Origin of the sequence: Geosporobacter ferrireducens (genome assembly GCF_001750685.1) — a bacterium.
GTDB classification, from domain to species: domain Bacteria; phylum Bacillota; class Clostridia; order Peptostreptococcales; family Thermotaleaceae; genus Geosporobacter; species Geosporobacter ferrireducens.
Genome location: NZ_CP017269.1, coordinates 2,885,447 through 2,898,916 on the forward strand (window position 1 = coordinate 2,885,447; position 13,470 = coordinate 2,898,916).

Annotated in this window: 13 protein-coding genes and 1 riboswitch; of the genes, 11 read left to right on the forward strand and 2 right to left on the reverse strand. The window is 39.0% G+C overall.

The window, feature by feature from the left end:
- Window positions 1-11 precede the first annotated feature (11 nt).
- Genes Gferi_RS13525 through Gferi_RS13535 form a run of 3 tightly spaced genes read left to right on the forward strand, consistent with a single transcriptional unit; the run spans window position 12 to window position 3,053 of the window.
- Window positions 12-1,241 (forward strand): NRAMP family divalent metal transporter, encoded by a 1,230-nt coding sequence (locus Gferi_RS13525; protein ID WP_083273549.1) that lies wholly within the window; start codon window positions 12-14, stop codon window positions 1,239-1,241.
- A gap of 41 nt (window positions 1,242-1,282) precedes the next feature.
- Window positions 1,283-2,023 carry a 5-oxoprolinase subunit PxpB gene (gene pxpB, locus Gferi_RS13530; RefSeq protein ID WP_069977318.1) on the forward strand — a complete coding sequence of 247 codons (741 nt, stop codon included), beginning with the start codon at window positions 1,283-1,285 and terminating at the stop codon, window positions 2,021-2,023.
- Between the two features lies 1 nt (window position 2,024).
- Window positions 2,025-3,053, forward strand: a complete 1,029-nt coding sequence (locus Gferi_RS13535) for a 5-oxoprolinase subunit C family protein (RefSeq protein ID WP_069977319.1) — start codon at window positions 2,025-2,027, stop codon at window positions 3,051-3,053.
- Window positions 3,054-3,108: 55 nt separating this feature from the next.
- Here Gferi_RS13535 and Gferi_RS13540 read toward each other — a convergent pair whose 3' ends face one another.
- On the reverse strand, window positions 3,109-4,809 hold the full coding sequence (locus tag Gferi_RS13540; protein WP_069981426.1) for a methyl-accepting chemotaxis protein: 1,701 nt from the start codon (window positions 4,807-4,809) through the stop codon (window positions 3,109-3,111).
- A 147-nt stretch (window positions 4,810-4,956) separates the two neighbouring features.
- A riboswitch (cyclic di-GMP riboswitch) is annotated at window positions 4,957-5,047 on the reverse strand.
- A gap of 201 nt (window positions 5,048-5,248) precedes the next feature.
- Between Gferi_RS13540 and speB the strand changes: the two genes are divergently transcribed.
- On the forward strand, window positions 5,249-6,193 hold the full coding sequence (speB, locus tag Gferi_RS13545; RefSeq protein ID WP_069977321.1) for an agmatinase: 945 nt from the start codon (window positions 5,249-5,251) through the stop codon (window positions 6,191-6,193).
- Here speB and Gferi_RS13550 read toward each other — a convergent pair.
- Complete coding sequence (locus Gferi_RS13550) at window positions 6,190-6,912, reverse strand: lysophospholipid acyltransferase family protein (RefSeq protein WP_069977323.1); 723 nt, start codon at window positions 6,910-6,912, stop codon at window positions 6,190-6,192. The two genes, speB and Gferi_RS13550, sit on opposite strands and share 4 nt — an antisense overlap.
- 185 nt (window positions 6,913-7,097) lie before the next feature.
- Between Gferi_RS13550 and Gferi_RS13555 the strand changes: the two genes are divergently transcribed.
- From Gferi_RS13555 to Gferi_RS13585, 7 genes are all read left to right on the forward strand, one after another.
- Window positions 7,098-7,367, forward strand: a complete 270-nt coding sequence (locus Gferi_RS13555; protein ID WP_069977325.1) for an autorepressor SdpR family transcription factor — start codon at window positions 7,098-7,100, stop codon at window positions 7,365-7,367.
- Window positions 7,364-7,999: an SdpI family protein gene (locus Gferi_RS13560; RefSeq protein WP_069977326.1), complete on the forward strand. Its 636-nt coding sequence runs from the start codon at window positions 7,364-7,366 to the stop codon at window positions 7,997-7,999. Before Gferi_RS13555 ends, Gferi_RS13560 begins: the two co-directional genes overlap by 4 nt.
- Before the next feature lie 139 nt (window positions 8,000-8,138).
- Window positions 8,139-9,092, forward strand: coding sequence for a calcium/sodium antiporter (locus tag Gferi_RS13565; RefSeq protein ID WP_069977328.1), 954 nt, complete (start codon window positions 8,139-8,141; stop codon window positions 9,090-9,092).
- Window positions 9,093-9,165: 73 nt separating this feature from the next.
- Window positions 9,166-10,194 carry a YkvI family membrane protein gene (locus Gferi_RS13570; protein WP_069977330.1) on the forward strand — a complete coding sequence of 343 codons (1,029 nt, stop codon included), beginning with the start codon at window positions 9,166-9,168 and terminating at the stop codon, window positions 10,192-10,194.
- Window positions 10,195-10,280: 86 nt separating this feature from the next.
- Entirely contained in the window at window positions 10,281-11,399 is a 1,119-nt protein-coding gene (locus tag Gferi_RS13575; protein WP_169832999.1) for a PP2C family protein-serine/threonine phosphatase, read from the forward strand.
- Between the two features lie 213 nt (window positions 11,400-11,612).
- Window positions 11,613-12,701: a DUF5711 family protein gene (locus Gferi_RS13580; protein WP_156782395.1), complete on the forward strand. Its 1,089-nt coding sequence runs from the start codon at window positions 11,613-11,615 to the stop codon at window positions 12,699-12,701.
- Between the two features lie 13 nt (window positions 12,702-12,714).
- Window positions 12,715-13,410 carry a CvpA family protein gene (locus Gferi_RS13585; protein ID WP_069977339.1) on the forward strand — a complete coding sequence of 232 codons (696 nt, stop codon included), beginning with the start codon at window positions 12,715-12,717 and terminating at the stop codon, window positions 13,408-13,410.
- Window positions 13,411-13,470 lie beyond the last annotated feature (60 nt).

A 13,470-nucleotide genomic window follows, 5' to 3' on the forward strand; every position in this document is an offset into this window, starting at 1 on the left:
GGAAAATGGCTATGAATACTTCTAAAAACGTATTGGAGAAAGCAGTAAAATCACAAAAAAAGAATGCAGGTGCTATTCTGGGAGCAGCTTTTATAATGGCAACATCAGCCATAGGGCCGGGATTTCTAACACAGACGGCAAAATTCACTGCTGATTTTGCTGCAAGCTTTGCTTTTGTTATCTTGTTGTCCATTATCCTTGATATAGGCGCGCAGGTAAATGTATGGAGAGTTATCGGGATATCAGGGCTTAGGGGGCAAGATATTGCAAATAAGGTACTTCCAGGCTTAGGCTATTTTGTTGCCGTATTGGTGGCCTTAGGTGGACTGGCTTTTAACATTGGAAATATCGGAGGTGCTGCTCTTGGGCTGAATGTTTTGATCGGTATAGATGTTAAGGTGGCAGCCATTATTAGCGGAATTGTTGGGATTATCATTTTCTTATCCAAGGATGCAGGTGCAGTGATTGACCGGTTTGTTAAGGTTCTTGGAGGACTGATGATTCTTATTGTAACTTATGTGGCCTTCACAACAAATCCGCCGGTAGGGGAAGCAATTTATAGGAGCTTTGTTCCTGAAAATCCCAGTACACTGGTTTTACCCATTATTACGCTGTTAGGCGGAACGGTTGGAGGCTATATTACATTTGCTGGTGGTCATCGATTAATCGATGCCGGTATTACTGGTGAGGAAAACTTGTCTCAAATTACAAAAAGTTCTGTTACAGGTATACTGATTGCTTCTGTTATGAGAATATTCTTATTCTTAGCTGTTCTCGGGGTAGTTAGCAAGGGTTTACAGCTGGATCCTGCCAATCCTGCTGCATCTGCATTTCAACATGGTGCGGGTATGCTGGGCTATAAATTTTTCGGTGTGGTACTGTGGTGTGCGGCCATTACATCTGTAGTAGGTGCTGCCTATACCTCTGTATCCTTCTTAAAAACACTCCATACTTTTATTGCAAAAAATGAAAAATACTTTATTATGGCTTTCATTATTGTTTCTACACTCATTATGGCACTGGTAGGAAGTCCTGCAAAACTATTAATTTTAGCTGGATCATTAAATGGGCTAATCTTGCCGGTTACCATAGGAACCATTTTAATCGCTTCCAAGAGAAGGGACATTGTAGGCGAATATAAGCATCCTGCATGGCTGCTGGTATTTGGAATCATCATTGTTTTAGTGTCCGGGTATGCGGGTATTGCTTCGTTAAAGGGTATTGCAGCACTATTGGGCTAATCGGTAGAATTTTCCCAGAAAAAGGCACTGGAGGTCACGGTATGTATGAAAAGACAAGGTATTTAACGGCTGGAGATAAAGCGTTATTGTTAGAGTTTGGAAATATTATTTCGGAAGAAATCAACCATAAGGTTAGATCTGTAATGATTGGCATTCAAAGAAAGGAAATTAAAGGAATTGTTGAGATGACACCTACATATAGATCTCTGATGATACAGTATGACCCGCTGCTGTTAGGTTTTCAAGATTTGATACATATGCTGCAGCAGTTTGAGGAAGAACTGGACAGCATAGAAATCCCACTTCCGAAGGTTATTCAAATTCCTACTGTATATGGTGGGGAATACGGACCAGATATTGAAAATGTAGCCAGCCATAACGGTCTATCTGTAGAAACGGTCATTAACCTCCATACAGGCAGAAAATATCTCATTTATATGCTTGGATTTACCCCAGGATTTCCTTACCTGGGGGGAATGGATGAAAGAATTACTACACCAAGATTAAAGACACCGAGAACTAAAATTAGCGGCGGGTCGGTAGGCATAGCTGGAAATCAGACGGGCATATACCCAATAGACAGTCCTGGAGGATGGCAGCTTATCGGTAAAACACCTCTAAAGCTTTATGACCCCAATAGAGAAACACCGATCTTGTTAAATGCAGGTGACTATATAGAATTCATTCCGATTAATGAAGCGGAATATAAAAAGATCGAAAAAGCTGTAGAAGCTAATTGTTATCAATATAGAACCTATGCAATAGAAAGGAGTGCCGAATAGTATGGGAAAGTTTAAAGTGCTTCATCCAGGACTTTTAACCTCTGTTCAAGACGGTGGGAGATATGGATATCAGCAATTCGGTGTTCCTGTAGCTGGAGTGATGGATAGTTTTGCCCATCGTATCGCCAATATTCTCGTTGAAAATGAAGAAAATGAGGCTGTGCTGGAAATTACTTTACTAGGTCCCCAAATAGAGTTTTTAAGTGAAGCAGTTATTGCTATTACCGGTGGAAACTTATCTCCAGAGATCAATAGGCGGTCTGTAGAGATGTGGAAAAGTATCTATGTTAAGTCAGGAGATATTTTGTCTTTTAGTGGTGCCAAAACAGGATGCAGGAGTTACATAGCATTTGCTGGAGGGATAGACGTTCCTATTATTATGGGAAGCAAGTCTACTTATGCAAAAGCAAAAATTGGTGGATATGAGGGCAGATTATTAAAAGCCGAAGATATTTTAGATATAGGGAATACCAAATACGTATTATCTTCATCGAAAAGAAGCCTTCCAAGGCAATATATTCCAGAGTATAAAAATCACTTCGAAGTACAGGTTGTGTTAGGCCCTCAGGATGATCTTTTTACCACTAAGGGAATCGAAACTTTTCTATCGAATCCCTATACGGTTACAAACGAATGCGACAGGATGGGATTTCGGCTGGAAGGTGAGGAAATTGAGCATATTCAGGGTGGAGATATTATTTCAGACGGTATAGCCCTTGGGGCTATACAGGTACCTGGACATGGAAAGCCAATCATTATGATGGCAGATCGACAAACCACAGGAGGATATACGAAGATCGGCAATGTCATATGGGAGGATTTAAATAAAATTGCTCAAGCAAAACCTGGTGATATTATTCGATTCAAGAAAATAACGGTGGAAGATGCACATCAACGATTAAGAGCTTTTGAAAATAAAATATCTGAAATACGGAAGAATTGTAAAGACCAGAAAGTAATCCATACGAGAGAATTTCAGATAAGGATTAATGGAAAATCCTATGAGGTTATGGTTGAAGAAATAAAATAATCTTGGAAGCTAATAAAAAACCCACTGGTTTTTATTCATCAGTGGGTTTTTACATTTATAATTTAAATTGATTTACTACATTATTTAATTTATCTGCAGCCATAGATAATGAATGGGTATTTTGGGCAATTACCTCCATAGAACTGCTCTGTTGCTGTACAGAAGCAACGGTTTGTTCAATGCCTGCTGAGTTTTCCTCAGATATAGCGGCAACTTGTTCTCCGGCAACGCTAATCTTATCGCTGTTTTGAGATATTTGGCTTAGGCTTTCAGATACATCCTTTATTTTTTCAATCATGGTAATAACTTCATGATCGATTGTCTGAAAAGCTTCTCCGGTGGTTCTAATTTGATGGGTACCCATTTCAATTTCTTGATATCCTTTTTCAAGGGATTCCATCATGAATTTAGATTCACTTTGGATACCTTCAACAATCGCTGTGATCTCTTTTGACGATTTGCCTACTTGTTCAGCTAATTTTCTGATTTCTTCAGCAACAACCGCAAAACCCCTTCCGGATTCACCGGCTCTTGCAGCTTCAATGGCTGCATTCAGGGCTAAAAGATTGGTCTGTTCGGCAATTGTATCAATGACTTGAACAAGGGTGGACACTTTTTGTGAATTTTCATCCAGTTGTGTAACTTTTGTAACAGAATCTTTGATAATTATATTTATTTGATTCATATTATTAATAGAAGTTTCCATCTGTATATTGCCTTTTTGAACAACGGTTAAAATATCCTTTGAAGAAGTTTCAAGTACTTCCTTATTTATATTTGCCTGGCTAATCAATTCCGCTAGCGTAAAAATAGAGTGGGCAATTTCACTGGAAGCATGAGCTTGATCTTCTGCCCCGGCTGACATTTGTTGCATGGTTGAAGCAATTTGATAACTGCCTTCTTTCACTTCATCAGCTATTTTTCTCAATTCACTGCTTTCACTATCTACTTCCAAAGCTGCTTTCGTAATTTCCTGCATCATATTTTGTAAATTATGCACCATATCATATATAGCAGATGTCAGTTGACCAATTTCATCTTTACCGTGATAGTGGTTTCTGTCTACCGTGAGATCTCCCTTAGAAACCCTATAAGTTATATCTACAAGCCGGTTTAAATTTTTACTAATGCCCCTGCTGATTAAAAATACAATTATACTACCTAGGACAGCAGCTAAAACAATAGAAATGATCAGTGTTCGAATAGAGTTCTCAATCTTTTGATATGCATCGGTTATTGATTCTTTCCGCTGTCCATCTACGATCTCCCTAAGTTTTTCAAACAGCTGTGCTGTAGGATTTCTCAGTGAAGATATTTTAATATGTCCGCCGGATACCTCATCCATATTGTTTTGCTGCATGTTTGGAATAATTACATTTTTAAAGGTATTGTCCATTTGTTCATTATTTCTGCTAATTAGATCATAGGTAAATTTTAGTTCCTCTGTATCCATTTTAGGATCAATTTGTTCTTGAAGTTCTTTAAAGTCACTTTGTATTTTCTCGTATTCATCGAGTATACTTTTTCGTTCTAAACTCATATAGTCAGCAACAAGGAGTTCTTTTGCCCTAAATAGAGAGGCCATATGCGTTAAAGTAATGGATCTGTCTGCAGTGACTTCAATCGTAGATACCGCGTCTCCAATTTGAAATAAAGAGGTAATTACAAAGCTTGAAGCAAAAACAAATAAGATAATTGTAGCAGTTAATGCAATGCCGTACTTAAATCCGATTCTCATATTACTCCATTTTATCATACCCAAGTCAAACCGCTCCCCTTCTTTGATGTACTTTTTTTATAAGATAAGTTGTTAAAGATTAAAATAAATACACCTATGCTATGATAGGTGCAGAAGACATACAATGAATTTGATAATTTTAAAATTGATCAAATTTCTAAATGCTTTGGCAACCTGGCAATCATAGAATAAAAAAATACCCCTTAGATCCATGGCTTTGCGTCCTTACTTTTCGGTAAGTTTGCTATTATCATGCAATATGAATGATTTTGTTTTCCCTATTATAAAGATTCTATAGGACAAAAGAAAACGATCTCTGTTATACTTGAGTAATAATTCTCTATAATTCTTCCAAATCCTCCAAAATAAGAAAAAAATATTAATAATTCGACAAAAATTTTTTATAATTTTCAAGCAATAAAACTATGATACAATATTTAAAAGGAGGTAGTCACCAATGAAGACAGTAAAGGAGCTTATTCAAGAAAAAGAAATCTGGGCAGGCCTGAATCACCCGAATATTGCACTGCAAGAGGCAGATGTGGCGGTATGTGGTATACCTTTTGATGGGGGTGTCAGCTTCCGCTCCGGTGCAAAGGAAGCGCCAAAGGCGCTGCGGGAGATTACTTATACGATCGATCCTACAACAGAGCGGTTTGAGAGTATTGAAGAATTAAAAGTGCTGGATTTTGGAGATATAGAAGGAGAAAGCCGGGAAGAAATTTTTAAAAAGGTAAAGCAGATTACCTATGACTGCGTGAAGGCTGGAAAACTCATCACTTTTATCGGAGGGGATCATTCCACAACGATTCCTATTTTATGGGGTATTGATCAAGCCCTTGAGGAGTCCTTTGGTATTATACATATTGACGCGCACTTTGATCTTTGTAATGAGATGGGAGGCGATCACCTATCTCATGGTTCTACAGAACGGAGAGCTTTAGAACTAAAAAATATTCCCGATACAGAGAGCATATACTTTTTAGGTATTCGTTCGGCAGAAGCTGAGGAAGCGAAGTTTATTCGGGAAAATAAAATGAACATATTGGGTGCAAGAGAAATTCGCCAATTAGGGATAGAAAGAGTGTTGGAAAAGGTTAAAGGGAAAATGGCTAGATTTAAGAAAATATATATAACGATTGATATTGACGCTTTAGATCCTGCCTATGCACCGGGGACAGGTACCCCACAGTTTGGAGGGCTGGATGGCCGTGAGTTGCTGGACTTGCTTTATGGATTATTTGAGCTTCCAGTCATCGGCTTTGATGTGGTGGAAGTGGCACCTAACCTGGAAGAATCGAAAATTGCCCTTTTTGCCGCCCGCAAGATTATCACGGAATGCTGGGGACATCACTGGCGAAAAGGTATGAATATATACGGAAAATATGAAAAGAGCTCCTAAAGGAAGCTCTTTAAATTCTCTTTTATAATTTCAAAGACTCGATCTGTCAACTGGCTTTCCTCTTCCTTTGAGAGGTTTGTCGTATCGATGGGTGGGGAGATGATCATCTTGACACTAGCCGGTTTCATTCGGCCGCCATTGGCTTCCATCATGCGGTAAGTACCATTGATGGTTACCGGAACAATGGGTACACCGGCTTTAGTAGCCAGCTTTAGACTGCCTTTCTTAAATTCCCCTATTTCAGTACTTCTACTCCGGGTGCCCTCTGGAAAGATTACCAAAGAGTGCCCATCTTTTAATAGATCGACTCCTGTATTAATAGCTCTCAGAGACTGTCTGGCATCATTCCGATCAATAAAAATGCACCGAATATATTTCATCCATGTGGATACCAAAGGCATTTTAAGCAGTTCAATTTTTGCGATAAAAGCTTTTTGTTTTTCTACATAGCCTAGGAACAAGGGGATATCAAAATTTCCCTGATGATTACTAACAAAAACCACAGGTCCAGGTGGAACATGCTCCAGTCCTTCTACTTGTACCGATGTCCCAGTAATGGCGATGAGCCTTCTGGCCCAAACTTTAGCAGTTTTGTGGGTTAGGTGTTGCATTTCTTTTAACTTTCCCTGTTTTTCCAGATGTTTTACCTTCCAGAGCCTTGGTAATAATAAGATCATATAGATTCCGAAATAAACAAACCAAAAAAGAGTCCGAAGCATTGAGAATTCCCCCTTAATAACGAGATATACCTTATTTATCATATCATAAAACCTGGATATAGAGGGGTAAAATTGGATAAAATTTTTATTAAAAGCATATTGCATTAGAAAGAAAAAAGGCATATACTATATTTAGATAATTAGATATTTATCTAAATATATAATTAATGGAAGGAGTTGAATAAATGAATGATATATTTAAAGCCTTGGCAGACCCTACAAGAAGAAAAATCCTGTCGATGCTGAGAGAAAAAGATTTAACCGCAGGTGAGATTGCAGATGCATTTAATATTAGCAAACCCTCCATCAGTCATCATCTCAGTCTTTTAAAACAAGCAAATCTCGTACAGAGTGAGAAGCAAGGGCAAAATATTAACTATTCGCTGAATACTACAGTTTTTCAGGATATTATTCAATGGTTTTTCGAATTTCGAGAAAGGGGAGATAAAGAATGAAAATCAATAAGTGGATGTTACTCATCATTATATTGTCCATTATAGGAATTGCGGTGGTATACCCTTCGCTTCCGGAAGAAATCCCAGGCCACTGGAATGCAGCAGGAGAAGTGAACCGCTATGACCATAAAGCCAGTGTATGGATTACGGGATTGTTGCCTTTAGGAATCTACCTGCTGATGGTATTCCTGCCAAAGATAGATCCTAAGAGAGCGGCCTATTTAAAACATGAAAAAGCCTATATGATTGCCCAATGGGTGATTGTACTGCTGTTAATCTATATTCAGTGGATTGCTATTGCCGCAGCCTTAGGCTATGGTGTTGATATAGGAATTGCTATCCGCTTGGCGCTGGGAATTGTATTCATTCTATTAGGCAATTACATGAGTCAGATTCGCCACAATTACTTTTTCGGCATCCGTAACCCTTGGACTCTGGCAAACGAACAGGTATGGAAAAAGACCCACAGAGTGGGAGGGTATGGTTTTGTTATTGTCGGTATCATCAGCGTATTAACTACTTTCACTACAGGAACAACTGCTTTTGCTATAACAATAGGAAGCTTGGTGATTATGGTTTCTGTTACCTTCGTGTATTCGTATTTGACCTATAAGAAGGTCACAAAGGAATAAAAAAAGACTCCTTCTTCTGCAAATCGTTTTTCGGAAAAATCAAGCTGCCAATTCCTATGGAAAGAAAATTGAAATGGGGGGTATAATAATATCATTGCTTATGAATAACATCTGGAAACTATTTGTTTGGAGGAAAGCTATGGAGTATTTATTGCTATTAATCGGCTTTGCACTATTAATTAAGGGTGCTGATTACTTTGTTGAAGGAGCTTCGGGCATTGCTAAATTGCTTCGGGTACCGCCTATCCTGATCGGCTTAACCATCGTAGCTTTTGGAACCAGCTCGCCCGAAGCTGCTGTCAGTATCCGGGCAGCGTTAAATGGAAGCAACGGAATTGCACTGGGGAACGTTGTAGGCAGCAATATTTTTAATATCTCTCTAATCATCGGGATTACTGCCATGATTAATCCATTACAGGTAGAGCGGGAAACGGTGAGAAAGGAAATTCCTTTTACCTTACTATCCAGTATCTTATTATTGATTTTAGTATCAGATACTCTGCTGCAGGGTTTCGTTACGAATCAGATTACCAGGGGAGATGGCTTTGTTTTGGGCTGTTTCTTCCTGATTTTTATGTTTTATCTATTAGAGGTAGCACTGCATAGTAGAGAAAAAGATGAAGACTTGACGGCATTTTGCCCCAAAACCATGGGGAAAAACGTAGTCTTTACAGTGGGAGGCCTGGCGGCTATTATCTTTGGCGGAGAACTGGTGGTGGGCAGCAGTACGACCATTGCACGAACACTGGGAATGAGCGAAACCATGATCGGATTAACCATTGTGGCTGTAGGGACCTCTCTGCCAGAACTGATGACTTCTGTGACCGCAGCCATTAAGAAACAGAGTGAGATTGCGGTCGGGAATATTGTAGGAAGCAATATTTTTAATATATTATTTGTGCTGGGAATTTCTTCGGCGGTCTATCCTATAAAAGTAGATCCAAAGATCTTTTTTGATATAAAGTTGATGATTTTATATATGACGATCTTATTGGTGTTCTCTAGAAGCCATCATAGAATCAGCAGGAAAGAGGGATTTATCCTGTTGATGTCCTACGTATTCTATGGGGTTTATGTAGTTCTTAGAGGATAGATTAGAGCAGCTATCATGAAACAACCTCTCATGTACATACAATGAAGTAGTAACCGTTATGGGAGGTTTTCCGATGGAAAGCAATAACACCTTTAAAATTGCCAGCATCTACATAGGAACTGTTATTGGAGCAGGTTTTGCCTCAGGACAGGAAATCATGCAATTCTTCACAAGATATGGAATCCACGGCCTTTATGGTATATTGGTGGCATCCCTATTATTTAGTTTGGTAGGGAGCTTTATTTTATGGAAGGTTTATCGCTATCAGATCCAATCCTATGATCAGCTAATCGAACCGGTTCTCGGACATACGGTAGGAAAGATGATAGAAGGATTATTGTCTTTACTGCTCCTTTCTGGATACTGCATTATGTTAGCTGGTAGCGGAGCACTGTTCCAACAGCAGTTTGGTCTGCCTAAACTTTCAGGAATCCTAGTGATGAGTTTTGTTACTTTTATTATTTTTTTATTTAGTATTCGAGGCTTGGCATGGATTAATATGGTAGTGGTACCCATTTTGTTTATAGGAATTATGAGTATGGGCATTTGGGTAATCTTTAGCTGTGGATTCACCTTAAGCAATGAAGTAGGCAGTACCTTCAATGTATATACCGGCAATTGGATTACTTCCGCGCTGCTCTATGTCTCCTACAATAGTATTGGTGCTACCGTAGTAATGTGTTCCCTCCTACCGCTGATTAGTAGTCCTAATGCTGCTCTGAGAGGAGGGGTTCTAGGAGGGATGGGATTAGGATTATTGGCCATGTTTTTATTACTGCCTACACTGATTCTTTATACGGATATCAATGGAGTGGAAATACCCATGATGGCAATTGCCTCAAAACTGGGTAGTTCTATGCAGATTGGTTATGGAATCCTCCTTTGGTTTGCCATGTTAACCACTGCGATTGCCGACGGCTTTGTGCTGATTCAAACCATAGAAAAGCACTTGCTGGGACGGCATATATGGCATTGTTTGTTTTTTTGTATTGCTGCAATCCCTCTGGCCAACATAGGATTTAAAACCCTTGTCAATGCCCTATATCCCATGTTTGGATATATGGGCATAGGTGTTGCACTGTTATTTGTATTCAAACGATAGGAAAGCTTGCGGATCATATGGATCTAGAAGGAATTTTATCTTCCAACACGAATAGTAACATAGAAGTCTATTTCGAGGAGATGCATATGAAAAAAGAATTAGAACTGCAGTTAAAGAAGCAGAGAAAATTTTTTGAAGATATTTTATCAGGCATGAAGGACTGGGTGCGGGTCATTGATAGAGATAACCGGGTACTTTTTCTAAACGAGCCTATGAAAAAACAAGTAGGCGATACGACGGGACAACAGTGCTTCAAGGCATTGAATAAAAAAGAACCTTGCGAGAATTGCATTACCAATCGTGCTATCTTTGAAGGTAAATCCATTACTAAGGAAGAGGTGGTGGGAGATAAGATTTTTTCCGTGGTAAGTTCCCCTATTTATGATGAAGAGAATAACATTCAATACGCTGTAGAGGTTTTTCGTGATATCACAGAAAAAAGAGCCATGGAAGAATTAATTTTAGAGCAGAATACCAAGATGAAAAGAGATTTAAATTTTGCAAAACAGCTGCAGCATAAGATTCTTCCAGAGAATAGAATATATAATAATACACTGAAAATTGTTTCCGTCTATATTCCTTGTGAATTGCTGGGAGGAGACGTCTATGATGTAATCGAGATCAATGAAAACTATATCGGCATGTATATTGCAGATGTTTCAGGACATGGCGTAACCTCTTCCATGATGACGATGTTTATTCGGCAGACCTTAAAAAGTCTGGAGGAGAAAGCCATCGATCCAGCTGTAACCCTGCGATATCTCTACCACCGCTATCGCGAGCTTCATATCGATGATCAATATTATATTACCGTTTTCTATGGGGTGTATGACAAGAAAAATAAAAGCTTCTGCTATTCTAATGCCGGTCATAATTGTATGCCGATCGTCCTGCGGAAAAATTATGTAGAGGAAGTGTACATGCCTGGTTTTCCCATTTGTACGGTTTTTGAAGATGTACAATATGAGAATGAGGTTTTAACACTCCATTCTGGAGACCGGTTATTGTTTTATACGGACGGGATTGTGGAAGCGGTTCATCCGGATAAGGGTTTCTACCAAAACGACCGGATATTGGAGCTGTGTACAAGTTATCTCAAAGAGGATATGGAACCGCTTATGGAAGCGATCATCACAGATGTGCAGGAATTTGCTCAAGGTGAAATCAAAGATGACATTGCCATTATGATGGCGCAAATTCTATAGATCAGCAAACCAAGAAGCTGTGGAAGCCTGTGCAAATCCATGGCTTTTCCTTATTCTTCCTTAAGCATATGCAGAGGGAGGATTTTAGAAAGTATTAAAGAATAGTATTATAGGGACTAAAAGCAATGATTTTTAAAAGGAGGGATTCCCATAGCAAAAAAGAAGAATCAGAAGAGAAAAAACATACGATTTCTTTTTACTGTGGCCGTTATTTTGTTCGTCTTTGTAGTGGGAAGCACTCAGGTTATAGGGAAGATAAAAAATCTGCTAGGTTATGGGGAACTAGAGTTAAAAAAAATAGCAACCATTTCTTTAAGAGATAAGAATAAAGCTTTAGTACGGGGTTTTGAGCAGAACTTCATGGTTTATGAGCCTGCTACGCAAACTTTGCAGGCTTACGGACTGGAGGGTCAGGAAAAATGGGTTTTTGAAGAAAAAATAGAAAATCCCATTTTTAGCAATACGGCTACCCACTTATATATTGCGGAGAGAGAAACAGGAAGAATTTTCTGTGTAGATAGTCTTGGCAGTATTGACTGGCAAATCGATCTTGAAAGAACGATCCGTATGCTTCAGAGCAGTGAGAGAGGCTATGTGGCAGTATACAGTGAAGATGAAGAGGAAAAAGGAATCGTTCACATTTTTGACATGGAGAAAAAACAGCGGGGAAAAATAAGCCTGAACCAAGGATATCTGATGGATATGACTCTATCACAAGAAGCAGACCTTTTGGCTCTCTCAGTGATGAGTATTGCCAATGATAAAATTGAGAGCAATGTGATCCTTTATAACATGGAGGGGAAGCTTTTAGGGGGAAATAAATACGATGGAGATATCATCAGCCGTGTTTATGCAGGAAGAGAACAGCAGATCGTAAATATTGGAGATAAAAAAGTGATCGGCTTCAGTAAGGAAAAGGGACTCTTGTGGAATAAAGAAATAGAGGATTCGATCGGTAAAACAGCATGGAGTGAAGAAGGGTTTATCGTCCTAGGTTTGGTAAATAATAAAAAAACGATCATTGATACAAAAAATCGAAACAGGGTATCCATTATCGATCAAGAAGGAAAAGAATTGAACAAGCTCCCTGTAAAAGGTGAGGTATTGGGCATAGATATAAAGGATGATCGCATAGTGGCTTTTACTGACAGGACCCTGTATCTATTGTCAAAGGATGACAAGGATCTAATTGAAAAAAAAGTTAACAACGATATACAATCGGTACATATGGTTGATAAGGATCGATTGGCATTGGTCTTTAACGATAAAATAGAAATCATACGGGTAAAATTTAAGGAATAACAGAGGTGAAATCATGAGTTGGTTTGATACCCTAGTTCTTGTGATATTGGCCATTTATGCCATGAAAGGTTGGCAGCGTGGATTTGTATTAAGCTTTTTCAGCCTAGCTAGTGTTATTGCTGCTGCAGTAGCTGCAAAACTCTATCATCCAAGATTTTCAGAATATCTTTTAGACAACACCACTTTGTTTCTTAAGTTGCAGCAATGGGTTGGACTTCGGGTTAAGGATGCTGCCTATCAGGAGGTTTCTTCCCGGGGAGATATTGCCTCCGATAACATTTACCAGATTTTAGGTATGCCCAGAGGCATCCAGCAGGTATTCATGGGCTCTGAAACCCTGCGGGATTACAGTACAAAGGCTATGGAAGGGGTTCATGCCTATGTAGCCGATGTGCTTGCCAGAATGTTTATTAACTTGCTCAGCATGATCCTAATTTTCATCTGCGTAAAAATGGCATTGATGCTCATCGGGCATTTATTAGACGGTTTATTTTCCCTTCCAGTGCTCAATCAATTCAATCATGTCGGTGGATTGGCTTTCGGCGGCATGAAGGGACTCCTGATCATATTTATTTTGCTGCTATTGATGGTACCGGTCAATACTATGGCAGGAAGGGGATTGCTGGCAGAGGGGCTGGAAAAGTCAGTTTTCGCTAAATATCTTTATGACCATAATCTGCTGCTCAATATGATTGGAAAAATCCTTTAAAGCAAATAGTCTTGGGTATAATAGAATGAATAAGAAAAATCTATAATCCTCTAAGCGTTA

What these genes read in the sequence shown, in the direction of transcription:
- Gferi_RS13550 (WP_069977323.1), bottom strand. Translation starts at nt 6,912, where the DNA reads ATGCTTCGGACTCTTTTTTGGTTTGTTTATTTCGGAATCTATATGATC.
- Gferi_RS13535 (WP_069977319.1), top strand. Translation starts at nt 2,025, where the DNA reads ATGGGAAAGTTTAAAGTGCTTCATCCAGGACTTTTAACCTCTGTTCAA.
- speB (WP_069977321.1), top strand. Translation starts at nt 5,249, where the DNA reads ATGAAGACAGTAAAGGAGCTTATTCAAGAAAAAGAAATCTGGGCAGGC.
- pxpB (WP_069977318.1), top strand. Translation starts at nt 1,283, where the DNA reads ATGTATGAAAAGACAAGGTATTTAACGGCTGGAGATAAAGCGTTATTG.
- Gferi_RS13560 (WP_069977326.1), top strand. Translation starts at nt 7,364, where the DNA reads ATGAAAATCAATAAGTGGATGTTACTCATCATTATATTGTCCATTATA.
- Gferi_RS13540 (WP_069981426.1), bottom strand. Translation starts at nt 4,809, where the DNA reads ATGATAAAATGGAGTAATATGAGAATCGGATTTAAGTACGGCATTGCA.
- Gferi_RS13585 (WP_069977339.1), top strand. Translation starts at nt 12,715, where the DNA reads ATGAGTTGGTTTGATACCCTAGTTCTTGTGATATTGGCCATTTATGCC.
- Gferi_RS13555 (WP_069977325.1), top strand. Translation starts at nt 7,098, where the DNA reads ATGAATGATATATTTAAAGCCTTGGCAGACCCTACAAGAAGAAAAATC.
- Gferi_RS13525 (WP_083273549.1), top strand. Translation starts at nt 12, where the DNA reads ATGAATACTTCTAAAAACGTATTGGAGAAAGCAGTAAAATCACAAAAA.
- Gferi_RS13575 (WP_169832999.1), top strand. Translation starts at nt 10,281, where the DNA reads ATGAAAAAAGAATTAGAACTGCAGTTAAAGAAGCAGAGAAAATTTTTT.
- Gferi_RS13570 (WP_069977330.1), top strand. Translation starts at nt 9,166, where the DNA reads ATGGAAAGCAATAACACCTTTAAAATTGCCAGCATCTACATAGGAACT.
- Gferi_RS13565 (WP_069977328.1), top strand. Translation starts at nt 8,139, where the DNA reads ATGGAGTATTTATTGCTATTAATCGGCTTTGCACTATTAATTAAGGGT.